This is a genomic window from Pseudoalteromonas sp. QJM3NY_12 (genome assembly GCF_056173165.1).
This window is the reverse complement of the sequence record NZ_JBWBUF010000002.1, coordinates 593,269-619,618: the sequence shown is the minus strand read 5'-3', so window position 1 is coordinate 619,618 and position 26,350 is coordinate 593,269. Positions and strand designations below refer to the sequence as shown.

Annotated in this window: 17 protein-coding genes; 13 read left to right on the top strand and 4 right to left on the bottom strand. The window is 40.8% G+C overall.

The window, feature by feature from the left end; all coding sequences use genetic code 11:
- Positions 1-214 precede the first annotated feature (214 nt).
- The 4 genes from AC0VZ5_RS18480 to arfA all read left to right on the top strand — a co-directional run bounded on the left by AC0VZ5_RS18480 (position 215) and on the right by arfA (position 6,726).
- Complete coding sequence (locus tag AC0VZ5_RS18480) at positions 215-2,224, top strand: EAL domain-containing response regulator (protein WP_475474854.1); 2,010 nt, start codon at positions 215-217, stop codon at positions 2,222-2,224.
- Positions 2,221-3,378, top strand: a complete 1,158-nt coding sequence (locus AC0VZ5_RS18475; protein WP_475474853.1) for an HDOD domain-containing protein — start codon at positions 2,221-2,223, stop codon at positions 3,376-3,378. Before AC0VZ5_RS18480 ends, AC0VZ5_RS18475 begins: the two co-directional genes overlap by 4 nt.
- 442 nt (positions 3,379-3,820) lie before the next feature.
- Positions 3,821-6,349, top strand: coding sequence for a TonB-dependent receptor plug domain-containing protein (locus tag AC0VZ5_RS18470; RefSeq protein WP_475474852.1), 2,529 nt, complete (start codon positions 3,821-3,823; stop codon positions 6,347-6,349).
- A gap of 176 nt (positions 6,350-6,525) precedes the next feature.
- Complete coding sequence (gene arfA / locus AC0VZ5_RS18465; protein WP_010389506.1) at positions 6,526-6,726, top strand: alternative ribosome rescue factor ArfA; 201 nt, start codon at positions 6,526-6,528, stop codon at positions 6,724-6,726.
- Positions 6,727-7,056: 330 nt separating this feature from the next.
- Here arfA and AC0VZ5_RS18460 read toward each other — a convergent pair whose 3' ends face one another.
- Complete coding sequence (locus AC0VZ5_RS18460) at positions 7,057-8,040, bottom strand: helix-turn-helix domain-containing protein (protein ID WP_475474851.1); 984 nt, start codon at positions 8,038-8,040, stop codon at positions 7,057-7,059.
- Positions 8,041-8,260: 220 nt separating this feature from the next.
- Between AC0VZ5_RS18460 and AC0VZ5_RS18455 the strand changes: the two genes are divergently transcribed.
- The 3 genes from AC0VZ5_RS18455 to eat are packed head-to-tail and all read left to right on the top strand — an operon-like array spanning position 8,261 to position 11,992.
- Positions 8,261-9,667, top strand: coding sequence for an ethanolamine ammonia-lyase subunit EutB (locus AC0VZ5_RS18455; RefSeq protein WP_178956989.1), 1,407 nt, complete (start codon positions 8,261-8,263; stop codon positions 9,665-9,667).
- Positions 9,664-10,536 (top strand): ethanolamine ammonia-lyase subunit EutC, encoded by an 873-nt coding sequence (gene eutC, locus AC0VZ5_RS18450; protein ID WP_198522874.1) that lies wholly within the window; start codon positions 9,664-9,666, stop codon positions 10,534-10,536. The genes AC0VZ5_RS18455 and eutC overlap by 4 nt, the downstream gene beginning before the upstream one ends.
- A gap of 43 nt (positions 10,537-10,579) precedes the next feature.
- Positions 10,580-11,992: an ethanolamine permease gene (gene eat, locus AC0VZ5_RS18445; protein ID WP_475474850.1), complete on the top strand. Its 1,413-nt coding sequence runs from the start codon at positions 10,580-10,582 to the stop codon at positions 11,990-11,992.
- A 200-nt stretch (positions 11,993-12,192) separates the two neighbouring features.
- Here eat and AC0VZ5_RS18440 read toward each other — a convergent pair whose 3' ends face one another.
- Positions 12,193-13,209: a LacI family DNA-binding transcriptional regulator gene (locus tag AC0VZ5_RS18440; RefSeq protein ID WP_138605738.1), complete on the bottom strand. Its 1,017-nt coding sequence runs from the start codon at positions 13,207-13,209 to the stop codon at positions 12,193-12,195.
- A gap of 575 nt (positions 13,210-13,784) precedes the next feature.
- On the opposite strand from AC0VZ5_RS18440, the gene AC0VZ5_RS18435 reads away from it, so the two are divergent.
- The 5 genes from AC0VZ5_RS18435 (at position 13,785) to nagP (ending at position 21,004) form a co-directional block, all read left to right on the top strand.
- Positions 13,785-16,475, top strand: a complete 2,691-nt coding sequence (locus AC0VZ5_RS18435; RefSeq protein ID WP_475474849.1) for a family 20 glycosylhydrolase — start codon at positions 13,785-13,787, stop codon at positions 16,473-16,475.
- Between the two features lie 163 nt (positions 16,476-16,638).
- Positions 16,639-17,550: an N-acetylglucosamine kinase gene (gene nagK / locus AC0VZ5_RS18430; RefSeq protein WP_475474848.1), complete on the top strand. Its 912-nt coding sequence runs from the start codon at positions 16,639-16,641 to the stop codon at positions 17,548-17,550.
- Positions 17,550-18,548, top strand: coding sequence for a glucosamine-6-phosphate deaminase NagB-II (gene nagB-II / locus AC0VZ5_RS18425; protein ID WP_475474847.1), 999 nt, complete (start codon positions 17,550-17,552; stop codon positions 18,546-18,548). Before nagK ends, nagB-II begins: the two co-directional genes overlap by 1 nt.
- Positions 18,549-19,676 (top strand): N-acetylglucosamine-6-phosphate deacetylase, encoded by a 1,128-nt coding sequence (nagA, locus tag AC0VZ5_RS18420; RefSeq protein ID WP_475474846.1) that lies wholly within the window; start codon positions 18,549-18,551, stop codon positions 19,674-19,676. It begins immediately after the preceding gene.
- 32 nt (positions 19,677-19,708) lie between these two features.
- On the top strand, positions 19,709-21,004 hold the full coding sequence (nagP, locus tag AC0VZ5_RS18415; RefSeq protein WP_475474845.1) for an N-acetylglucosamine MFS transporter NagP: 1,296 nt from the start codon (positions 19,709-19,711) through the stop codon (positions 21,002-21,004).
- Between the two features lie 68 nt (positions 21,005-21,072).
- Here nagP and AC0VZ5_RS18410 read toward each other — a convergent pair whose 3' ends face one another.
- Together AC0VZ5_RS18410 and AC0VZ5_RS18405 are read right to left on the bottom strand one after the other, a co-directional pair.
- On the bottom strand, positions 21,073-22,572 hold the full coding sequence (locus tag AC0VZ5_RS18410) for a phospholipase effector Tle1 domain-containing protein (RefSeq protein WP_475474843.1): 1,500 nt from the start codon (positions 22,570-22,572) through the stop codon (positions 21,073-21,075).
- A gap of 195 nt (positions 22,573-22,767) precedes the next feature.
- The gene (locus tag AC0VZ5_RS18405) at positions 22,768-24,072 is read right to left on the bottom strand and encodes an NAD(P)/FAD-dependent oxidoreductase (RefSeq protein WP_475474842.1); all 1,305 of its coding nucleotides are present in this window, start codon (positions 24,070-24,072) and stop codon (positions 22,768-22,770) included.
- Between the two features lie 234 nt (positions 24,073-24,306).
- Here AC0VZ5_RS18405 and AC0VZ5_RS18400 point away from each other — a divergent pair, with 234 nt between their 5' ends.
- Positions 24,307-26,247: a RecQ family ATP-dependent DNA helicase gene (locus AC0VZ5_RS18400; RefSeq protein WP_475474841.1), complete on the top strand. Its 1,941-nt coding sequence runs from the start codon at positions 24,307-24,309 to the stop codon at positions 26,245-26,247.
- The last annotated feature ends 103 nt before the right edge of the window (positions 26,248-26,350 follow it).

Sequence of the window (26,350 nt, the reverse complement as noted above, 5' to 3'; positions counted from 1 at the left end):
TGCAATCACTTATTAATGATAGAAACCTTAAACCAATATAGGTGATCTGAAAAGGTATCAGTTAGATAGACAGTTACAGCTAAGTGGCATTATTGCGTATGTAGTTAGATACAACATACTTGTGCTGATGTGAACATTTTTGGTTGCTTAGCAAAGGGTACTTAGAAGAACAATCAAGTTAGCAAGAGTACAACCCCATTTTGAGGTGTAGATAGTGGCTTTGCGAATTTTATTAGTAGACGATGAACTCAATGTATTGAAATCTTTAAAGCGAGTACTTGCTCGTTCTGGTTATGATGTGCTGACGGCATCCTCTGGTTTTGAGGCACTTGAAATATTAGCGGCTAATCAAATTGAGATAATCATTACTGATTTTAGAATGCCAGAAATGAACGGCGCTGATTTATTACGCCAAGTTAAAAGTCGCTGGCCTGATAGTGTAAACTTAGTACTGAGTGGGTATGCTGATTTTAAGTCTGTGGTTGAGTTACTGAATCAGGGGTTAGTATTTCGTTTTTTAGAAAAGCCATGGGTCGATAGTGAGTTACTTGAGAACATCAGCGAAGCGAAAGTTAAATATGAACAGCGCCGAGCAAAAAGAGTAAGAGATCAATTATTAATGGGCAGTATGTCTGGCTTAATAGAAATAGACAATAACGGTATTATAAATCGTTTTAATGCACCTGCAGCTGAAATTATTCCAGATATTCATTTATATGAAAATAAACACCTCGCTTATTTAGATACAGCTCAAAACAAATCAGTAAGTCAGTCATTTGTTGATAAGAAAAGCAGTACACTTTTTATTAATTATGCACACGCCTCTGATCTAGCTAAAAACGAAGAAGTTATGATAGAGCGTTGTTTAAATGATGATTATTTTCAACTCTTAAAATTATCGAGCAACTCAAATAGCATGAGTAACATTTTTCAACTTACTAGAACACAGTCGGTGGTAACCAACGAGTCTGACTTTTACCATCATTTAACGCTGTGTGAAGCGAATAAAAAATGTTATGCCTTAGTTTATATAGGTATTGCCCAGTTTCAATTAATTAATGATTTGCTAGGTGCAGAAGATGGCAACCACCTTATAAAATTGGTTTTGAAAGTGTTAAAAAGCGTATCGGAGAAATCTGTCAAAGTTTTTCATAAGAGCGCCGATCGATTTGTATTATTTGTTCCGGAAATTAAATCTGATAGTGAAGTTTTAAGTGATTTAAATAAAGCGATTGAGCAGTTAAATAAAATTCTACCCAGAAAATATATTGACGCTCATGTGCAGCTATATGGTGTGTATGGTTTGTTTCCTGAGGATAATTTAGAAGGAAAAGAACTCGTAAATCAGATGCAGTTGACGTTGAATTATCAATTAGGTGAGCAGCAGCGTATTTTTTCCCGATTTGATCCTCAGCTAGTAGCCGACTATAGAAAGAATTTTGAGTTAAGCCGTTTATTACTAATCGCGGTAAATAAAGATGAACTGTCACTACGTTTTCAGCCAAAAGTTAACATTGAAACAGGACAAGTACACAGTGCTGAGGCGCTCATTCGCTGGTATGAGCCAAGTAAATATGGTTGGGTTCCTCCTGCTCATTTTATTCCGATTGCTGAATGTGATGGCCAGATAATACCAATAGGGCGTTGGGTTATTTCTCAAAGCTGTAAAACGCTAAAATATTGGGGTGATAACAATATAGGTGTGAGCGTGTTGGCTATTAACTTATCTGCTAGGCAATTAAAAGATGATCCCGGTTTGATTGACTATGTGCTGGAATGTTTAAGCTGCAATGGTTTAGAGTCATCACAGTTGGTTTTTGAGTTAACAGAAACCTATTTGATAGAAGATTTTTCTGCTTGCGAACAACAATTAAAAAGGTTAAAAAAGTTAGGGGTTAAGCTATTGATTGATGATTTTGGCGTGGGTTATTCATCACTTGGTTACCTTTCTAAACTGCCAGTAGATGGGGTTAAACTGGATAAAGCGCTTATTACTGATATTGAATCGTCTTTAGCGATGCAAAGTATGATTCGTAATATTACGCGTATGTCTCATGATCTTGAGCTTGTAGTGATAGCTGAGGGAGTAGAAACTGCCTTTGAATGCGAAATAATTAAAAAATTAGGCTGTGACTACATACAAGGTTATTACTATTCGCAGCCTTTAGAATCAGATGATTTTTGTAATTATTTAAACCATGCAAACACTCAAGGTGCTAAATGAAAGCGATTAAAGTAATCATTTTAGATGACGATGCTTTTTTATTAAAAGTATTGCAAAGAACTATTCATCGAGCATTCCCAGAGGTTGATATCATAACGACTGCGGATATTGATGAGTTTTGGCAACTTTTAAGTACCACAAAAGACGTTGATTTAGTATTGAGTGATTATTTAATGCCGCAAATGAATGGGCTTGATATTTTAGAGCAATGCTCTTCAAAGAACCCCTATCCGGTTAGAGCATTACTTACCGGTGATATGAGGTTGAGTACTATGATACAACAACCTAATATTGTTCATGCTTATCTTGCTAAACCGTTTAATGAGGCAGACATAGCTGCACTTTTTAATAATGTGGCGGCGTTAAAGTCATTGCCTTTTGCTTATAATGTGCGTAGACAGTTAGGGGCTATGATCAGTTTTCCTGTTTATCCTCTTATTTTAAAAGAGCTCAGAGACTTAGTACAAAGCGATGAATTTGATTTACATGATATTGCCCATGTTGTTTCTCAAGAGCCAATAATAACGGCTAAATTGTTACAACTTGCAAACTCCGCTTATCTTGGTTTTGTAAGGCCAACATCGTCAATAGATGAGGCTGTTTCGAGGCTCGGTACCACGATATTAATGGCTATCACCACTTCTTTATTGGTTGCTAAAAACTTTGAATCGTCTATTCCTGTTGATGTGCATGAAAAGCAATTGAATATAGCGGCGAATTACGCTAGTTGTGTTAAGGGTTTTGCAAAGCTGGCTGGTTTTAACTTGCATGATCAAGAATTGTTATTTTCAGTGGCGTTATTGAGTTTTGTCGGCAAGATCATTTTATTATCTCAAGCTCAAAGCGATGTGTCAGATGAGCATGCGCAAACCATCAGCGATGGATACGTAAGTGCCAATTTTATTTCTGCCTACGTTTTAAAGTTATGGGGATACGACACAAAAATATGTAATTTATTAATGAGTTGCCACGATTTAGATGGCACTGATGATAATGAGTTAGCTCTGTTTAATCACATGTTGTATATAGTTTGGCAAATTATTTTTGACGAGCAACCCCCCATGCAATTACGTGCATACTGTGACTCAAAAGGCGTAGACCCTTTACTTTGCCATATTATTAGTGAATTTGATTGGCATAGTTATACATCTTAAATAGGCCCTATATAAAATAACGTATAATAAACGGGCTGTACTACACAACCACCTATTTATAATCTCTTCTGAGTTCCCTTTCTTATTTTTTATTATCTACTTTAGTCTAATGAAAACCGTATAAAACGTTATTGTAAGTACGTTTTACGCTCAGTGCGGTATGAAAAACATACAACGTTGATGTTTTTAATAATTATAAAGAAAATCCTTATGGTTAACATTGTATTAACTTCTATGGGTGGGATATTAAATTGCTGGTTTGGGCGTATTTTGAGCTTTTAAAGGTGTTATTTTCCTGTTTTTAAAGTTATTTGCATTCTTATGCCAATTTTATCAAATTTTTTGTTTCTTTTTGTTTGTGTATGTTGCTAGGATGTTGGCAAGGGGATACATGCATATACCCTACACACATTATAAGAATACACAAAACAGGGTCATCATTATGTCAACATATCGTTTAAACACCTTGGCTGTAGCAGTTGCTTTTGCCTTTAGTGCGCCAAGTATGGTTAATGCACAAGAAGCGTCAGCTAAAGCTGAAAAAAATATCGAACAAATATCTGTTTTAGGATCGCGAGTTTCAAACCGAACTGCCACTGAGTCGTCATCACCTATTGATTTAATTGACGCAGATGATTTAAACAAAGGCGGCTTTACCGAGCTTGGGCAGAGCTTACAGGCAACGGCGCCGTCATTTAACTTTTCGCGAACACAGGTTTCTGATGGTTCTGATTTATTTCGCCCTGCTACATTACGCGGCTTACAACCAGACCAAACGCTGGTTTTAGTCAACGGTAAACGCCGTCATAATCAATCTATTTTTGGTTTAACAAGTACTGTGGGCGGTGGCTCTGCCGGTACTGATATGAATGCGATTCCGCTTATTGCTTTAAAAGGAGTTGAAGTGTTACGTGATGGTGCGGCGGCTCAGTATGGCTCTGATGCAATTGCAGGGGTTATCAACTTATCACTTAATGATTCAACAGATTTAACCACCGGTTACGTACAATATGGCGAAACGGCAGAAGGTGATGGAGAAACAATTTCAGCCGGTTTAAACCGTGGTTTTGAATTAGGTAATGAGGGCGGTTTTATAAATTTATCGCTTGAGTACCGTGATGCAGATAAAACTAACCGCGCAGAGCGAGATACGGGTGGGTCACTTAATGTTGCACCAGGTACTTTATCTGACGAAGTACGTTGGGGACAAGGTAATGCAGAGAGTGAATTCACTTCGGTATTTTACAATATGGCCCTGCCAATGGGTGAGGGGGAGCTTTACTCATTTGGTGGTTACTCTGAGCGCACGGCACTAGGCAACGGCTTTTACCGTAATTTTAATGAAGCGTCTAAAAACGTAACGCAAGTATACAGCGACGGCTTTTTACCGCAAATCGACAATGAAGCACAAGATATTTCGGTAGCTGTTGGTTTTAAAGGTGAAATTAACCCTGATTGGACCTACGATGTTTCTGCTGTTTACGGTGAAAACCAATACGATTTTACCTCACGAAATACTTTAAATGCGTCATACGCGGCGGAGTATTTATTTAATAATCCGGGTGCAAGCGATACCGATGTAGCCGCGAATGCTGGCCCAACAGAGGGTTATTCGGGTGGCTTTAGATTTGATCAAACAACGTTTAATGCAGATATAAACGGCATTATTGATATTGGTCGCAGTGAGCCTGTTTATGTTTCAATTGGCGCTGAATACCGTAAAGAAAACTATGAAATTGTACCAGGTGAGGTGGCATCATACGCATGTGGAGCAGCCAACACGGATACCTCATACCCATCGGTGAACGATCCGAGTCAATTTGCACAATGTGGCTTTCAAGCTTATAACGGCCTTCGTCCTGAAGCTTCAAACAAAAGCGATCGTGATAGTTACGCAGTATATGTAGATGCAGAAACCATGTTAAGCGATGCGTGGAATGTGAGCGGTGCCCTTCGCTATGAAGATTTTTCGAATGCGGGTGACGACATCATAGGTAAAGTAGCAACACGTTATGAATTTAATGATGACTTTGCAGTACGAGGTGCGTTATCAACGGGCTTTAGAGCGCCATCATTACAGCAAAGTGGTTACACTGCGTTTACCACTAACTTAGGTTCTGATGGCACGTTAAGTCAGTCGTTTACTGCGACAACGGGCTCTGCATTTCCTGCAGCTTTAGGCGTTGATACTTTAAAGCTTGAAACATCAACTAACTACAGTGCCGGTTTTGTTTACGATGTGACCAGTGATTTATCGTTAACGGTGGATTTTTACCGTGTAGAAATTGAAGACCGTATTACACTAGGCAGCTTGTTGTCGGCTGATGATGTGGCGTTTAGCCCTGAGGCAGTTGCCGCTCTTCAAGCAACGGGTGCAGTGCAAGCGAATTACTTTTCAAACTCAGTGAACTCAACCACTCAAGGTGTGGATATTATTGCGTCATACCGCACTGATTTATATGACGGTAATTTCTCAGCTACGTTTGCGGGTAACTTAAATGAAACCAAAATTGATAGTGTGAATGCAGCACCTGGTATTCCAAAAAGTGTAGCGCTTGATGACATTCAAAGTAGCTTTTTAACCGACGGACAACCGGGTGAGCGTGCGACGCTTACCTTTGATTATGAGCGTGATGCCTACAGCGCAATGATCCGCTTCAATTACTTTGGCGAAACCGATGTGAAGTACTTTGGTAATGACCATATTGAGCTTGCAACAGATGGCTCATTTAAAGCGACGAGTACCGTAGAAACGGCAGTACTCGTAGATTTAAACGTAAGCTATGAAATTAATGAGATGTTTTCGCTATCGGTTGGAGCAGACAACGTATTTGATGAAACACCGGATGAATTAGGTGATGATGAAGTACTAAATGCTATCTCAAATGGGGCATTTAAATACCCGCTACGTGCAGTACCATACGGTTTTGATGGCCGTAGTTACTATGCAAAACTAAGCTTTAGTTTTTAATTTTTAGGTTAAGTTAAACCAGCAAAGGCGCCGTTTTAAACGGCGCTTTTTTTATGCTTAAAAAACATTGAAAAAGACATTAAAAATGGTTGCATGCTTGAAAATTAAGCATACAATCGCCATCAATATCAGTGTGGGATATGTATCCCTCTCATTTTACTAATAGGAAAAAACAAATGGCTAAAAAAGGCAAAGCAAAAGCGGTTAATAAATCCGCAGTAGACACCGGTCGCGGAGTGATAAAGCACAACGCATTGGCGGCACTGGTAACCTCTAAAGTATTTAAACCGCAAGTGGTTAAAGCTAAAAAAGGTAAAGGTTCGTTTAAACGTAACAACAAACATGCAGGACAAGAGTCCTATTTAATCGCGGCTTAATTAGCACCGATCAAATAGGGCTTTTGACTTACCGAAATAAGGCTGACTTCGAGCTAAGAGCTTCGGGTTTCGAGTCACGAGCAGCGAACACAACCTAGCACCTTTAGCCTTCTCTTTCCGCGCAGCGTCTCATGATCTCTTTTTGAATTAATCACTTAAAACATGTTTGCACAAAGAGAAGTGAATGAGGAGTAAATGAGAAGGCAACGGGTGACGAGTAGCGAGCTTGTGCAAACAGTCTAGCATCTAGTCATATCAGCCCTTAAATCTATTCTTTCAGCGCAGCGCCTCCCGCAGCTCGTAGCTCGCCACCCGAAACCCGTATCCTCGTTATCCATGTATTATCGATTTAGAATTTGCCAAATAAGAAGCATGGTTTATCACTGTTTGCGAAGGGTTCTCACCAAATAATTGCGTGTAGTCTTTGGTAAATTGCCCTGCATGCCAAAACCCCCAATTGGCAGCAACCACAGAAATGGGTTTATCTTGCTTTGCTAATTTTAGCTCTCTTCTAACATTATTTAATCGAGTTAAACGTAAAAACCGCAGTGGGTTTATCCCTAAAATACTCTCAAAACTATATTGTAAGGTACGCCTACTCACAAAGGTGAGTTCGCATAATTGAGTAATTGTTACCGTGTTTTGTGGATGCGCTTTTATATAATCTTTAACTTTATCAACGACCGCTTTACGGTGTTTATAACTGGGAGCGATGCGTTGACATGGGAGCTGTTCGTTTAGTAAATGTAATGCCAGCATATTAAGCATGTCTTGCTGTAAATCGGCATTTAGGCCAAAAGCGTTGTTGCTAACCATACTGTTTATTATACCCCGGGCACTTTTTAGCATGGCGTTGCATGTTGTCAGTCGCTCAGTACCTGAAGACGTTATATTTTTTAAGTGCATCCCTTGTATCTGAGCCATATGTTCTAACGATTGCGTGTCTATTACTAAACCATAAATATTAAACTGCTCAGGTGTAATAAGCTCAAAGTTACTCTCACTAGTGCGACACATAAATTGATTACTTGCCACATTTAAGCCATTAATTTTGCTCTGCTGCGACTGCTTTGGGATCCCAAGCCAAATAGATCGTGGCGCTATTGCGCATTGTTGGTGAAGAGCACGCTCTGTGTATTCTTCAAATGCATGAATATTAGAATAATCCACGCTTTCTATACACCCAAAAAATCGCCCATCACTGAGCTGATCATATTTTTGCTGCCACTGCGTTAGATTATGCGCTTGCTCATCTATATCTTGGGTATGCACCATGCTCTTTTGTGGTGCGCTAGCTAAATCTTGCTGCGTCATAATGGAGTTACTCTTTGCTTTTTTATTTTTATTAAGATTAAGTTACCACCTGTAACTATAGTTAACTATATGAAATAAAGCTAAAAATGATGATTTGCCAAAATTCGATAGTGTCTTGGTATGAATTAAGCTCTCTTGAAACTAAACAAAATTGATTTATAGCTTATAGGTCAGCAAAACCTGTACCAAGGTTTGAACTAGTTGTTATGTGGAGTAGATCATGGGGCAAAGGCACCGATATACACTGGGCACGCAGGTGTATAATTTTAAAAATTTGGCGCAAGTAATGGCAAAAGCCACTCCTCATCGCTCAGGTGACAGGTTAGCGGGTGTTATTGCACAATCAGCGCAAGAGCGAGCGGTTGCCCAAATGACCTTAGCGGATATTCCGTTGAAGGCATTTTTAAATGAGGCACTGATTGCTTATGAAGACGATGAAATAACTCGCTTAATTATGGACGATCACGATGCTAATGCATTTATGGCGATTGCTCATTTAACCGTGGGAGATTTTCGTAATTGGTTGTTAAGTGACTTTGCAACTCCCTCGGTACTTGCAAGTGTAAGACAGGGGATCACTCCGGAAATGGCTGCGGCTGTTAGCAAAATAATGCGTAATCAGGATCTTATCCTTATTGCTAAAAAATGCCATGTAACCAGTGCATTTAGAAACACCATTGGTTTACCTGGGCATTTATCCACGCGTTTACAACCTAATCACCCAACAGATGATATTAACGGCATTGCCGCCTGTATTTTAGATGGGTTGCTGTACGGTAATGGTGATGCGGTGATAGGTATAAACCCCGCAACCGACAACGTGGCGCAGGCTATTAAATTGATGACATTGATGGATGAGGTGATTCAAAAATATGAAATTCCTACCCAAAGCTGTGTGCTTACCCATGTCACTAATACGATTGAATGCATAGAAGCGGGGGCGCCAGTTGATTTAGTGTTTCAGTCTATTGGTGGAACAGAAGCCACCAATTCGAGTTTTGGTTTTAGTTTAAATACTTTAGCTGAGGCACAAGATGCCGCGCTGAGTCTAAAGCGTGGCACGGTAGGCAATAATGTGATGTATTTTGAAACAGGGCAAGGCAGCTCGCTTTCGGCTAATGCTCATCACGGGCTTGATCAGCAAACCTGCGAAACTCGCGCGTATGCCGTTGCACGAAAATTTAATCCGCTATTAGTTAATACGGTGGTGGGATTTATAGGCCCGGAGTATTTATTTGATGGCAAAGAAATTACCCGCGCGGGGCTTGAGGATCATTTTTGTGCCAAATTACTGGGTATTCCGATGGGATGTGACGTGTGTTACACCAATCATGCCGAGGCTGACCAAAATGATATGGATAATTTACTTACGCTGCTTGGTGTAGCTGGGTGCTCGTTTGTGATGGGGATTCCGGGCTCCGATGACATTATGCTCAATTACCAAACTACCTCATTTCATGATGCGTTATACGTGCGCCGAGTTCTAGGCTCTCGTCCCGCGCCAGAATTTGAAAAGTGGCTTACTAACATGAACATTATGAAAAACAGTAGCGATGTTACTTTATCGCACAGTCTTCCCGCGGCATTTGCTAAGCCGTTAGATGCACTGGCGGGAGGCCGTTCATGACTGCAGATTTTAAATCAAATGACCTTGCTAATACTGATCATAAAAATAATGGCAATGTGGTACACAACCCATGGCGTGACTTACGCCAGTTTACTGATGCTCGCATAGGACTTGGTCGAGCGGGTATTAGTTTACCAACCTCTGAAATGCTGGCGTTTCAACTGTCGCATGCGCAAGCGCGCGATGCAGTCAATTTTCCACTTGATATCAATGGAATGAAAGCAAAGTTAGCGACTGTTAATGCAGCTAATGCGCGTGTATTGCATTTACATAGCCAAGCGGTTGATAGAGTTACTTATTTACAACGACCAGATTTAGGTCGAAAGCTAAATGAGCATAGTCGTCAATTATTACTTGATTTTGTTGCTGAGCAACAGCAAAGCACCCAAGAAAAGTATGACTTAGCCATTGTGGTCGTTGATGGTTTGTCATCGTTGGCGGTTCAAAAAAATGCAGCTCCTTTTATAACTGAATTACTTTCACAGTTGAGCGTTAATAAGCCTCTTACTCTTGCTCCAATCACCTTAGTTGAACAAGGGCGAGTAGCCATTGGTGATGATATTGGTGAGTTATTGAATGCCCAAATTGTGATGGTGCTCATTGGTGAACGCCCGGGGCTTAGCTCACCAGATAGCTTGGGGCTTTATTTAACCTGGGAGCCTAAAACAGGGCTTAACGATTCGCTGCGTAATTGTATATCTAATATTCGTCCTGCTGGTTTGACCTATATTGATGCGGCAAGTCGGGCAGCCTACTTATTAAATGAAGCTAAAACATTAAAACTAACAGGAGTGAACTTAAAAGATCGGACACAGGATGATGTGATTGAGCATCAACAATCGAGCCGTCATTTTTTAAATGCGGAATAACGGTAATTAACAATAAAAATGAAATATCGATAAAGAGGATGTTATGTCTACTAATAATTCAGAATACTTAGCAAAAAGGCAGCTCAAAGGTGGCACTGCAGGTTGGTTATTGCTGGCAGGGTTAGGGGTATCGTATGTGATTTCAGGTGACTTTGCTGGGTGGAACTTTGGTATTGCAGAAGCTGGCTGGGGCGGCTTCGCGATAGCGGCAGTGCTAATGGCGATTATGTATTTAACTTTGGTGTTATCGCTGGCTGAAATGTCGGCTGCTATTCCTGCTGCTGGAGGGGGTTATAGTTTTGCTCGTCAAGCAATGGGGCCAACGGGTGGTTATTTAACCGGTCTTGCGGTATTAATTGAATATGCGTTAGCACCGGCCGCCATTGTGATATTTATTGGCTCTGCAGTGGAGGCGTTAACGGGGTTCAATGGCCCATGGGTTTATGCACTATTTTATTTGGTGTTTGTAGGTATTCATTTAGCTGGAGTAGGTGAAGCGCTAAAAGTAATGATGGTAATAAGCGGTTTAGCGGTACTGGCTATTGTTGCAACGGCAGTGGTTTTAATTACAAATTTTGATGCTACCAATTTATTTGATGTTGCAGTAACAGATGCCGCAGGTGCGAATGAATTTTTACCTTTGGGTTGGTATGGGGTATGGGCAGCTTTACCTTTTGCTATGTGGTTATTTTTAGCGGTTGAAGGCGTGCCATTGGCGGCTGAAGAGGCAAAAGATCCGGCTAAAGATGTACCTAAAGGCATTATTGGCGCCATGGTATTTTTATTGTTTACCGCGTTATTAGTGGTTGTGTTAGTACCCGGCGCAGCAGGTGCAACAGCAATGGGCGCTAGCGCAGTTCCGCTGGTGGATGCGTTAAATGCGACGGGCAATAGCGATTTAGCAACCGTGGTTAATATACTGGGATTAGCGGGGCTGGTGGCTTCATTTTTCTCTATTATTTATGGCTATAGTCGATTGGTGTTTGCGTTATCGCGTGCGGGGTATTTACCGCGTTCGTTATCAATTACCACAGCGCGTAAAGTGCCAGCACGAGCGCTTATTGTTCCTGCTGTATTTGGTTTTTTAGCTTCACTAAGTGGTGAGGGCGATTTAATGTTAGCTATGGCGGTAGTGGGGGCAACGGTATCGTATGCGTTAATGGCGTTCAGTCATATAATGTTGCGCTTAAAACAACCTGACTTACCTCGACCTTATAAAACGCCTGGCGGCATTGTCACTTCAAGCATAGCATTGTGTTTATCCTTGATTGCTTTGACTGGTGTGTACGCCTTTGACTCCCGTGCTTTTTTATACACTATGGTGCTGTTTATAGTCGGTGCGGCGTATTACTTTGGCTTTAGCTCTAAACATTTAGTGGCCAAAAGTGCAGATGAGGAGTTTGCTATGCTCGCTGATGCTGAGGCCGGTTTAAATACAGCGATAAGTGAGGGGTAATTTTCATTTACTAAAATAACTCATGTGGCTTTAACCTTCGAAGAGTTTGTAATGGCGCGATAAGTTTTAACTTACCGCGCTTTTTATTGTAAATAAACTCAGTAATACAGAAGGTATATTCAAAAAGTAGGCCGTTTTTAATTCACTTCTGCGCTGACCCTTTGTTACAGCGCAGAAGTGAATTATATGGTTAACCTAAGCTAAAGAGGACGTGCGGTAGAGTCTCTAACGACGAGCTCAGGAGTGTATAGTTTTATAATATCGCGGTCATTGCCATTACGAATTTGTGCTATTAACAAGCTAGCCGCATCTTCGGCAATTTTATTATTAGGCTGATGAGCCGTGGTGAGTTTTGGCCATGTTTGACGCGAGAATGGGCTATCCTCAAACCCTGTTATAGAAAGCTCGCTGGGTATATCAATGTTCATTAATCTGGCTGCAAATAACGCACCGGCGGCTATTTCATCATTACATGAGACAATAGCGGTTGGCCTATTTGTTTGGCTAATGAGTGTTTTAGCGCCCTCAACCCCCGACTCAAATGAATATTCGCCATCAATAATTAAGCTTGGATCTATAGGAATGTCGTATTGGGTTAGCGCCGCTTTGTAACCTTCCAAGCGCTCTTTGGTCGAGTTATGCTCGCTGCCACCGGCTAAAAAGCCAATGCGCGTGTGGCCGTTATTAATTAGATGCTCAGTAATTGACTTTGAGGCGAGATTATCGTCAATCATAATACAGGGTGTTAATGAATCTGGCGCGTTGTGCCCTGATAAAATACGCACAACTTTTAGGTCTAGTTGAGTTAGCTTTTCAACAAACTCAGGCATTTCAGAAAAGGGCGGGGTGAGTAAGATTCCCGCGATACGAGTGCGTTTGATCATATTAGTAATTTCATCAAAAATATGCGCTTCTTTGGCATCACATGGGTGAATAAGTAGTTCAAACCCCTGCTTTTTGCACGCATCTAAAATACCATTTTGCATGTCGATAATGTAGTACGCATTAGGATTGTCGTAAATGTAAGCTATGCTGTAAGCTTTTGTTCCTGCAAGACTTCTTGCTGCTAAGTTTGGCTGGAAGTTCAACTTTTCGACCGACGCCATGACTTTTTCACGGGTGTTGTCACGGACCGAGGTTTCGTTATTTATTACTCTTGATACCGTTTTTATTGATACTCCGGCATCTTTTGCCACGTCGTTTATTGTTGTTCTCATCGGCTTAATAGACCTTTACATATCATTTTGGGTACTATACTAATTTATCTTTATCGGTTAACGACTACAGCAAAAGCGGTTAACAGTACTCGGTTTTTATTATTTGACGACTAAATTATAAAGACATCATTGAATTTTAACAGTTAATTTATACGCCTTTCTTGAGAGAATGGTAGATAAAGTTTCAGGTAATGATTTAGTAATATTTAAATCTCATTTAAATACAGTGATTTAAAATAAAAAAAGACGTATGCATGTAAATTTTTTGTATCTTTTTTGCCCCCTATGTAGCTATAAAAGAAAAAAAAGGATACATTAACAGTCAAATGACAGCGTTGTCATAAATTAAAGCGCAATGTTAATTATTATTTAGAACCTACGTAGTGGATTGTTTGGCTAAGGTAGCAATTACTAGATATGAATAGTGATTAATTTAAAGCATAAAATATTTTTTAGCTGATGGTACATTATAAACTAACCGCACTAAGAATAAATGCATTGAAAAATCGGCTTAATTTTTAGCATTTGAAAGAGATGCTTGAGTGACTAAGTTAATAATAAAGGGAGAGTAGCGAATGAAGATTCAATCATTACTGACAGCATGCTGCTTAGCACTAGGTTTAAGTGCATGTCAGGGCAATGTTGAAGGACAAAATACGGCATCGGTTCAGCTAAGGCCTGCAAACGATAGTGCGGTGGAGTTACTTGCTAACACATTACAAATAAAATATCAGCAAGTTGATAACCGCCCATCAGCACAGTGCGATCCAGATATTGAAAACGGTCACTGTTTTAAAGCGAATTTACATTTAACTGCCAACTCGGCAATTAACGTTGACCAATGGAAAATTTACTTTAGTCAAATTACGCCTATACAAAAGTCGATTAGCGATGAATTTACTATTAAACACGTTAATGGCGATATTCATGTCATTGAGCTTAAAGATGGGTTTACTGGCTTTAAAGCCGGTGAGACTAAAACGATTACTTTTTATGCGCATTTTTGGTCATTATCGCAAAGCGACGCTATTCCTAACTATATCGTGGTGAATAATAACGACACAGCTAAAGTGATTGAAAGTACAAAGCCTAAAATTGATCCAGAGACCGGCTTAGAGCTATTACCTCATGTAGAACCTTATACCGATTACACTCGTCAGTTTAAACGTACTGCGGGCGACAAAACACAGTGGCTTACTGCTGAACGCTTGTTTGAGCGTAATGAAAAGTATGACTTTTCAGCTTATTTAACCTCGCAAAATCAAGTGAGTAATGTCATTGCTCAGCAAATTATACCCACCCCACGCGTTAGCGAGTTTAGTCAAACTCAAACGCTTGATATTAGCCAAGGGCTTAATATTAATTATGCAGAAGTTAATAAATCAAGTGTATTGGCTGCAATCGAGCGGCTGGAACTACTAGGTATTAATTTAAACGATGATGCAGCGGCAATTAAGGTCACACTCAATTCCACTGTTAAAAAAGATCAGCTTAATGGTAGTTATAAATTAGCAATTAAAGCCGATGAGGTTGTAATCGATGCAGTTGACGAAACGGGTGTTTTTTATGCTCTGCAAAGTTTAGCGAGCTTATATCAGGTTAACAGTAATATATTACCTGTGGGAGAAGTTATTGATGCGCCGCATTACCAGTTTAGAGGTGTGTTGGTTGATGTAGCGCGAAACTTTCGTGATAAAGGCTTTATTTTAAAGTTACTTGATCAAATGGCTGCTTATAAACTTAACAAGCTACATTTACACTTAGGTGATGATGAAGGCTGGCGTTTAGAAATTCCATCACTGCCTGAACTTACAGATATAGGTGCAAAGCGTTGTTTTGATCAAAGCGAGGAGCAATGTTTAATGCCACAGCTAGGCGCAGGGCTTGACACTTCAAGTGCAGCAAACGGCTATTATTCGGTAGCTGATTACCAAGAAATACTTAAAGCGGCGAGTGCGCGTCACATTCAGGTGATCCCATCGCTTGATATGCCAGGACATTCTCGCGCTGCGATTAAATCCATGCAAGCGCGTTATAATAAATATATACAACAAGGCGATAAACAAAAAGCCGAACAGTTTTTACTTTATGACCCGCTTGATACAACGCTCTATTCGTCGGTACAGCACTACAACGACAATACCATTAATGTGTGTTTAGACTCATCCTATGCGTTTATCCGTGAAGTAATGGAACAAGTAAAAAGTATTCATAGTGAGGCACAGCATCCGCTAACTCGTTATCACATAGGTGCCGATGAAACCGCCGGAGCATGGGTCGATTCACCTGCTTGTGCTGATTTTATTAAACAAAATAAGTTAGAAATTACCGGAGCAGGTCAGCTGGGTAGTTATTTTATTGAACGTATCGCTAATATGTTGGCTGATATGAATATTGAAACCGCAGCATGGAGCGATGGCTTATCACATACTAACCCAGAGAATATGCCAGAGGTTGTGCAAGGTAATATTTGGGATTTATTAATGTGGAATGGCCATCAGCGTGCACATGAATTTGCCAATAGAAATTGGCAAGCAGTGCTTTCGTCGCCAGATGTGCTGTATTTTGACTTTCCGTATGAGGCAGACCCACAAGAGCATGGTTATTACTGGGCTTCAAGGCACATAAATACTGAGAAAATATTTCAGTTTATGCCAGATAATTTGCCTATTCATGCTGAATTTTGGCTTGATAGAGAAGATAAGCCTTATGTAGCTGATGACACATTGCAGCATGATGAGCAAGGCAAGATCGTATCCGCGCCTTTAGCTAAAGATAAACGTTTTGTGGGTATTCAGGGTCAATTATGGAGCGAAAATACGCGTACCAATAATATGGCTGAATATAAGCTATTCCCACGATTATTATCGCTGGCACAGCGCGCTTGGCATAAAGCAGATTGGGCGGTACCGTATGATCACAATGGCTTTGTTTACAGCCAACAAACAAATCGCTTTAGCCCTGAATTAAAGCAGCAGCGCGATCAGCAATGGCAAACTTTTGCTGCTACCATGGGGCTAAAAGAATTTGCCAAATTAGAACGTGCTGATGTGCATTATCGTCTTGCAAATGCAGGTGCTAAAATTGAGAATAGCATGTTGTACGCCAATATTGCTTACCCTGGTTTAGTGATTGAATACAAACAAGGTGATGAGCAATGGCAAACCTACACACAACCTGTCAAAGTAACACAAGATGTATGGGTTCGATCTAAGACTCCATCAGCTAGTCGTGTAAGCAGAAAGCTTAAAGTAACGCACCGTTAAGGTGCGTTTTTCCGTTAAATTATTGACGATTGAAGAAGTTATTTATTTGTAAATAAAAATAATGACAACGCTGTCATTTGTGTTAGTATAAGATTCATACAGTATGACAGTCCGGCTTTATTTTAGTGTTTTGCAAAACGGTCGAACAACTTAAGAGGCAAAAATGATCACCAACAATATTAAAAACAATCAACTCTTTGTGGGGATCGATGGCGGCGGCACTAAATGTAAAGCAATTATCGTCAATAGCTGTAATAACATAGTCGGCACCGGTGTGGCAGGCCCAGGTAACCCGTTACATGGTTTTAATCAAGCAACTCATTCTATTGAGCAATCAGCGCGTTTAGCATTACAAGATGCAGGGCTTAAAGATATGCCTTTATCTGAGCTTATTGCAGGGGTTGGCCTAGCAGGGGTTAACTTACCAAGTTTGCATAATCAAATGACACAATGGCAACACCCATTTAAAGCCATGCACTTAACTACTGATTTACTTATTGCTTGTATGGGCGCTCATCAGGGCGAGGATGGCGCAGTGATGATTGCTGGCACTGGTTCGTGTGGATTTTCATACGTTAATGGCCAATCGTTTATGATTGGTGGTCATGGCTTTCCACATGGTGACAAAGGCAGTGGTGCATGGATTGGCTTTACTGCTTGTCAGTATGTGCTGCTTAGCCTAGATAAATTAATCCCAAGTGGTGCGCTTACTAACTTGTTAATGAAGTATTTAGAAGTCAGCGATGCAATGCAACTTGTTGAAGTGATTGCCAATAAGCCTGCAGCCTTTTTTGCGCAACTTGCAGGATGTGTTTTTCAATCAGCACTGGCGAACGATGCCACAGCAATTGCCATTTTAAAAGAAGGTGGCGCTTATTTAAGCGACATTGCACGACAATTATTAGATAAAAACCCACCAAGACTTTCGTTTATTGGTGGCTTATCAACCGTGATGACAACATGGTTAGACCCAGACATACAAGCTATTTTATCAGCCCCATTATCGTCACCAGAAATGGGGTCTGTACTTTACGCTAAACAACAGCACGTTAATTACAGCAGCCAGGAGTTATGATGTTTAACACACTAATGGAAAAAGAAGCGGCGCAAACGCCAAATGTTATTGAAAAGCAAATTATTGCCAACCAACCTTTAGTGGAAAAAATTGGTCATAAGCTTCGCGATATGGCCCCTAAGGTGGTTATGATGATTGGTCGCGGTTCATCAGATCATGCTGGTGTTTTTGGTAAGTATTTAATTGAAATTGAAGCGGGTGTACCCGTCAGTTCAGCAGCGCCATCAGTGGCGAGTGTATATGGTAAAACATTAAAGCTTGAAGGCGCTGTTGTGATTGTAATTTCTCAATCAGGACGCAGCCCAGACATTCTTGCCCAGGCAAAAATGGCGAAAGAGGCGGGCGCTTATTGTATTGCGCTGGTTAACGATGAAGCGTCACCTCTACAAGACATAGTCGATGATTTTGTTCCTCTTAAAGCTGGCGATGAAATTTCGGTGGCGGCAACAAAAAGCTATTTGGCAACGTTATCAGCCCTAGTACATATTGTTGCTAATTGGACTCAAAATGAGTCATTATTACAAGGGCTTGACGAGTTACCTAGCGCGCTTAATGCCATTATAGATTCGCCAACTCAGCTGCAACCTACTGAGTTTGCAAATATTAAGAATATGGTGGTATTGGCACGTGGTTTAGGGTTTTCTATCTCAAAAGAAATGGCACTTAAGCTTAAAGAGGTGTGTGCTATTCATGCTGAATCATTTAGTAGTGCGGAGTTTTTACATGGTCCGGTGACCTTAGTTGAGCAAGGGTTAGTTATTTTAGATTGTTCGGTTGATGATGAAACCAAAGAGTCACATCAGCAGCAAATTGCTGAGGTTAAAAAGCGCGGTGCACAAGTGATTAGCCTTAACCAACAAGGTATTAAAATACACCCGCGATTAGCGCCATTTTTAGTATTACAGCGTTTTTACCTTGATGTGGCAAAAGTGGCATTAAGCCGTGGTTTTAATCCTGATGAGCCAAAGGGGCTTAAAAAAGTAACAAGGACATTATAAATGTCAGTTAAACGAATTCATGTAGCCCAGTTTTTTGATGGCGAGCACTTTGTTAACGACAAAGTGCTAAGCGTTGATGCGGGTATTATTACGGCAATAGATGATAACGTACAGCAGGCAGATGAGCACCTAACGGGTTTAGTCGCACCTGGCTTTATTGATCTACAAGTTAATGGCGGTGGCGGTGAGTTGTTCAACCGTACTAGCAGTGTTGCAGGGGTTAAAAAAATACTGCTAGCACATGCCAAATACGGTACAACTGCTATGCTGCCAACGTTAATTACCGACACCGTACAAGTAATGCGCCAAGCAGCCGATGTAATTGCTAAGGCGATAGCCCAAAAAACGCCAGGTATTATTGGTATTCACTTTGAAGGGCCGCATTTGTCAGTGGCAAAAAAAGGGGCTCACAGCGCTGATTTTATTCGTCCTATTTCTGAACAAGAGTGGCAGGTGTTATCTCGCCAAGATTTAGGTAAAGTCGTAGTCACCTTAGCGCCTGAAAATGTACTACCAAGCGATATTACCAAAATGTGCGATTTAGGGATTCAGGTTTGCTTAGGTCATACCAACGCAAGCTTTGAACAGGCTCAACAGGGCGTTGATGCTGGGGCAACCGGATTTACGCATTTGTATAATGCTATGTCACCACTACAAGGGCGTGAGCCGGGAGTGGTTGGCTGTGCATTATTAAATGATGATACTTATTGTGGCTTAATTGTTGATGGCCATCATGTTGATTACGCAGCATGCCAACTGGCATTAAAAGCAAAACCAATGGGGCGCGTATTTTTAGTTACTGATGCGATGCCACCAGTGGGAACAGATGATACTCAGTTTGCTTTTTTTGACCGAACTGTCACCTTAGATAATGGTAAACTCACCTCTACAACAGGTGAGTTGGCCGGCTCTGCGCTTGATATGGCAACCGCTGTTAGAAACACTGTAACTCATTTAAAGCAGCCATTAGCGCAAGCGCTTAAAATGGCGAGTTTATATCCTGCTCAGTATTTAAAGTTGCCTGCCACACACGGGCGATTAATATTGGGTAGTCCAGCAGATTTTGTACAATTAAACACACAACAACAAGTCATTAGCACGTGGATTGGCGGCGCTCAGGTTTGTTAACAACATAATAAATATAAATAAAGGAAAATAACATGACAACCAATGTTATGGATACGTCCAAAAATAGTAGCGTGGTTCCCATGGCCATTGTAGCGGTATTATTTTTTATACTGGGCTTTGCTACTTGGCTTAATGGCTCGTTAATGCCTTACTTAAGTCAAATTTTACAATTAACCCCATTTCAAGGGTCGTTAATTTTATTTTCCTTTTATATTGCGGTCACATTTACCGCGCTGCCCTCGGCAGTACTGATCAAAAAGGTCGGCTACAAAAACGGTATGGCATTGGGGATGGGCTGTATGATGCTAGCAGGCTTAATGTTTATTCCTGCTGCTATGTCGCAGTTTTTTCCTTTATTTTTACTAGCGCAGTTGGTAATGGGCGCAGGGCAAACCTTATTACAAACCGCGGTTAACCCATATGTAGTTCGTTTAGGGCCAGAAGAATCGGCGGCTGTACGTATTAGTATTATGGGGATTTTAAATAAAGGCGCGGGAGTTATCTCACCGATGGTATTTACCGCCTTAATTTTAAGTAACTTTACCGGTACGGTAGGCACAGAGCTAAGCCAACAGCAAGTTGATGATATGGCAAATGGTCTTATTTTACCTTACTTAGGCATGGCCTTATTTATTGGTGTATTAGCTTTTGCGGTTAAAAAGTCTCCGCTGCCTGAGCTTATCAATGATGAAGTTGAAGCAATAAACGACAAAGGTGAAATTCGTGAAACACTCTCTCATCCAAACTTGGTGTTAGGTGCTATTGCTATCTTTTTGTATGTTGCGGTAGAGGTTATTGCTGGCGATACCATAGGTACTTTTGCACTATCGCTGGGTATTGAAAACTATGGGGTAATGACCTCATACACTATGATGTTTATGGTGTTTGGTTATATTTTAGGTATTTTACTTATCCCTAAATTTATCTCTCAGCAATCGGCCTTAACAGCATCGGCTGTATTGGGTATTGTGATCACCCTTTGCATTTTGTTTATTGATGCGCAGTCTTTTGTTATTGCCAATGCCATACTGGTGCCTTTAGGAGGTGCTAATTTACCAGATGCTTTACTGCTAATTGCCTTTTTAGGTTTAGCAAACGCCATTGTTTGGCCGGCGGTTTTCCCACTTGCGTTATCGGGTTTAGGTAAACTAACCAGCACAGGCTCAGCACTGTTAGTAATGGGTATAGCGGGCGGTGCATTTGGTCCGGTGTTATGGGGCTTACTGAGCGGCTTTACCTCGCTACAAACTGGCTACTCTGTATTGTTACCTTGTTACTTATTTATATTATTTTATGCCGTGAAAGGGCATAAAATGAAAAAGCAATAACATCCACCAGCTATCCCTAGCTCAGTGCACTTTGCAGTATAAAGTGCACTGATTATTAGGGCACTTTATCAGCTTAAGCGTGTTACCTTGAGTTTTATTCTGCCAGCATTCGCCCCATAAAAACGACTTAAATCATTAGCAAATGGACAAAATTCTCCTGATTTTTTAATGGTTATTTCAACGCCTTCGGCAATTTCAAATGCATGGTCATCGCTTTGGCCAATTGTTCCTATTAAGCTAAACCACTGCGCCGTGGCTAAACGCCTAAATGGCTCAAGTAATGCCATAGGGATTTCTTTAACGCCGAGTTGCACATTATCGCGATGCCAGCCGGAAGGAGGGCACTTTACACCATCGTCATACCAAAATTGGTTCGGGTAAGGAGTAAAGCGATACGTTGCATCTTGGGCAAGCATTAAGCCGGTAGCGTTGTAGGCTTCACTAGCGTACACCATCACATCTTTGCTTTGATTAACACTCAGTAAGCTCATATTTTGATTGGCGAGCATTATATGACTACTAAGCCCCATAAAGTTTAGTGTACTGTCATCGCTGTAAATCATTTTATAATGTATATTTTTTAACGATTCAGGGCGATAGCTGGTTAGTTTATTAATTCGCTGTGCAACACTGTGATGTATTAATGGAGCGTTGTGGCTAATTTCATCGTTAATTAATACACAGCACTGCCTATCAACCAGCTTGAAAAATGGGTTTAACCAAAAGTAATTTTGCTGATGACTTAGCGCCAGTGGATCGGGAATAACAGTCACATCGTCTTGGGCAACCAAGTTACTCTCAGGTAAAAGGTTTTCATAGTCTATGTCATGACTGGTTAATAACGAAACCGATAGCGGCTGAGCAATGAGCCACTCAAGCGCATAACGCAGGCAAATATCGGCAAGCCCATCGCGATAGTAGCCTCCTCCTACATCGGAGTGGGCTCCTGCAAACCACAGCTCGGTAATGTTTGCTTGTTGATTCATTAATGTGGGCTCAAAGGCCCGTCGTTTCTCATCAAGCGCAACACAATGCAGGGCCCCAGCTACATTATTGGCAATAGTATGGTTTTCAAAAACCACATGCTCTGCGCCACGGGTCGCTTTATTTATCTTTGACAGGCCAATTGAGGCCACGGTGTCAAAAACACACAAATATACTTGCTCATTTATTAATGGCTCTAGGCATTTAGCAAAACGCCTTGCTAATGCAGCGCCTCTGCTAAAACCGGTAAGTAGAACAGTATCGCCACTTTGATAATGCTGCTTAAAATCTGTGATAGCCTGAGTCAAAATGCTGGCCACATCTTCAGAACGTGGGGCAAGTGTTTGATTTAAAATTCGTTTTAAACGACTGCCTTTGGTGCCTATGCCTTGGTAATAAAAGCTTAGTTGCTGTGAAAATGGGGTAGTGGGTGAATCATCAAGTTTACCGCCGAGCAATAAGTGTAGTTTTAGAATATTAGAAATACTGGCGTCTTCTTTAAAATGCTCTGTACTGAACTGATCTGCGTCGCGGGGTTCACTGCCGGTACCATCAAAATTAAAAATAAGCGTTTTAAAGGTCATTACTAAATTCCGTGAGTGGTTTATGTAAATTTATATGGGAATTGTGAAAAATTAAAGACGGCGGTAATAAATATTTGTTTAATCTTATTTATTACCGCGGCTGATGTAGCTATTTAACCTGAAATCTAGTTAAGAGATTTACTAACATATTTAATCAAAATGATATTTATGTTTATTATCCGGAGTTCAGGTTATTTAGTGTAGTTTCATTTTTGGGCGAACAACACGCAGCACCTTTTCGCTGATCCACAAAGCAAAGGTTTTGGCACTGCCGTGGATAGCGCGCTGATGCATTCTATATAGTGAAATATACATAAAGCGGGCAATTTTACCTTCAATAAAAAAGCTACTACTGGTTAGGTTACCCATTAAGCTGCCCACCGTGCTGTAGCGCGATAAATTTACCAGTGAGCCATGGTCATTATATTCAAACTTTTTCAGGGGCTGCTCACGTAGTGTAGCAATTAGATTTTTTTCAACGCATTGCGCCATTTGATGAGCCGATTGTGCGCGTGGCGGCACTTGAGTCCCATCGTCTTGGGTAAACGCGCAGCAATCACCAAGCACATAGATTTGAGGGTCTAGGCTACTTTGTAAGTAATCATTCACTTTTATTTGATTGCTACGTGTCAGCTCAAATATGTTTAGCTCTTTAATGAAGTCTGGGGCTTTTACCCCTGCTGCCCACACCATAATATCCGCATTTATTTGCTCGTCATTATTAGTGATAAAGCCATGCTCGGTTGCTTGTTTAACTTGGGTGTTTTCTCGTACGGTAACCCCTAATCTTAATAATTCACGTTTGGCTGAGCTGGCTATCCGCTCAGACAACGCAGGTAAAATTCTGGGACCCGCTTCAATCAAATGTATGTGCAAGCGTTTCGCCGACATATTGGTTAAACCGTATATTTTGAGTAAATCAGAAACATGATACAACTCAGCTGAGAGTTCAACGCCAGTTGCCCCACCGCCAACAATAGCAATGTTTAATGAATGCAATGGGTCGTCGTCTTGATGAAGGCGAGTAAAGTTATCTAGTAAGGCGTGTTGAAAACGCTCGGCTTGTTGGTTTGAATCAAGGTAAAAGCAATGGTCTTTAATACCCGGGGTGTTGAAGTCGTTACTGACACTGCCAATGGCAATAACTAAATGATCATAGTGAACAGTTCGTTTAGGTAATATTTGATGCCCTAACTCGTCATATAGAGGGCTCAAGGTAATGGTTTTATTATTGTTATCGAGGTTACAAAAGGTACCAAGTTGGAAGTTATAGTGGTGCTTGGCGGCATGCGCTGAGTATACAACGCCATCTAAATCGGCATCAATAGAGCCGGTTGCTACTTCATGCAATAACGGTTTCCATATATGAGTGCGGTTTTTATCAATGAGTAATATATTTGCGTGTTGTTTCTTTCCTAATTTGTGCCCTAATTGAGTTGCTAGCTCCAGCCCACCAGCGCCACCGCCTATGATGACAATTTTTGGTATGGTTTTGTCCATGACTATGCCCTTAAAAATAATATACCGAAGCAATTTCTGTACGTTGATTTTTAAAATGACTTGGGTATCAAAAAATTATTTTGGCAAAGCATGCTTTTATAGGGCTATAGTGTGCGCCTAATTGAAGGATATGTCAGCAATAAATCCAATGATATGCTGTATACTGATATGCAAATATTTCATCTACTGCGCATTTACAGTATTTATGGGCACCGACATAAAAAGGACGCTTTTATGAGTACCTCGCTAGTTCAGTCTCTTGAGCAACATTTTGGTTTTAATCAGTTTAGAGCAGGGCAACAACAAACCATAGAACAACTGCTAAATGGTCAATCGTCACTGGCTATATTCCCAACTGGATCGGGTAAATCCTTGTGCTATCAACTTACTGCGTTACATTTACCGCATTTAACCTTGGTAGTATCGCCATTATTAGCGTTGATGAAAGATCAAATAAGTTTTTTAAACAGTAAAGGCATTTATGCCGCAAGTCTTGATTCAAGCCAAGATCAAATGCAAAGCAGTACGGTAATGAACGACGTGCGCAGTGGTAAAATTAAAGTGTTAATGGTGTCAGTTGAGCGCTTTAAAAACGAGCGCTTTAGAGAGTTTATTAGCCAAGTGGCACTTTCTATGTTGGTAGTAGACGAAGCGCATTGTATTTCAGAGTGGGGTCATAACTTTAGACCCGATTACTTAAAACTACCTCGTTACCGTGAAGAGCTAAATATTCCGTTAGTGCTACTATTAACCGCCACCGCGACTAAAAAAGTTAAACGCGATATGGCAGAGCGATTTGCTATTGATCCAAAATGCATTGTGCAAACGGGGTTTTATCGCGCTAATTTAGATTTAAATGTGCTGAGTGTTAAAACGGCTGATAAAAATACTGAGCTTACTGAAATTGTCCGTACGCAAACCGGCCTCGGTATTGTGTATGTTACGCTGCAGCAAAGTGCTGAACAAGTGGCCAATATGTTAAGCGCACAGGGCCTGCAGGCGGTGGCGTATCATGCAGGGCTTGAAGACACCCTACGCGGGCAAATTCAAGATGATTTTATGGCGGGAAAAATAAATGTAGTGGTCGCCACTATTGCCTTTGGCATGGGGGTTGATAAATCAGACATTCGTTTTGTAATTCACTACGATTTACCTAAATCAATTGAAAACTACAGCCAAGAAATTGGCCGTGCAGGACGTGATGGCAACCCATCGAATTGTTATACGCTGGCTAATCTAGATGGCTTAAATACAGTAGAAAACTTTGTGTACGGCGATACCCCAGAGCTCAGCGGTATTGAATATGTTATTAACGATATTCGCCAAGCTCAACAGCAATGGGAAATGCAAGAATATAGTCTTTCTAGCGAAAGTAATATTCGCCAGCTTGCCCTTAAAACCTTGCTGGTACAATTGGAAATGCAAGGTGCAATAACCCCGCAATATGCGTACTACGCCGATTTTAAGTATAAATTTCTAGTTGATAAAAATGAGTTGCTTAATCAGTTTGATCAGCAGCGCCAAGCTTTTTTATCGCAAATATTTAGCCACACCGACTTTAAAAAAATATGGGGCACACTTAACTTTGACTCCCTAACGCAAGCCGCACAGGTTGACCGTAAACGTGTTGTAGCCGCGCTTGATTATTTAGCAGAAAAAAACCTTATCACCCTTGAAACCAAACGTATTACTCAAGTGTACAAAGTGCATAGCGAGGTGATTAATAACCCTGCACTTGCCCAGCAGTTACATGATTACTTTACCGATAAAGAGCAAGCTGAAATAAAACGGATTGCTGCTTTGGTACGTTTTTTTGAGCTGCAATCTTGCTTAAGCTATAACTTAGCCCGTTACTTTGATGATGCGAATGCGCCACAGCAATGTGGGCATTGTAGTGTGTGCCGTGGACATGCGGTCAAGCTTGAATATTCAATCACTCCTGCAAAGATTGATACAGCGCTTATATATCAAAAGGTGGATGAGTTTTTGGTACATATGGCAACGAAAGGGGGGCATAATGTTGGCATTGAAACCCAATGTCGGTTTTTGGCGGGAATGAGTGTGCCGCTATTTGCACGCAATAAAGTACGGCAATTAAGTGGGTTTGCACTTTGCGAGCAACAGCGCTACAGCGAAATTAAAGCAATATTGCTATCAAGGTCGGCGCCTAATTAATATGAAAAACCAGTCTAAAAATAAAAAAGTGTTAATTTTTTGTTTCTTTTCTTCGCTTTACTATACTCAAATTGGCTATGACGGCCATTATAATAATGAGGTG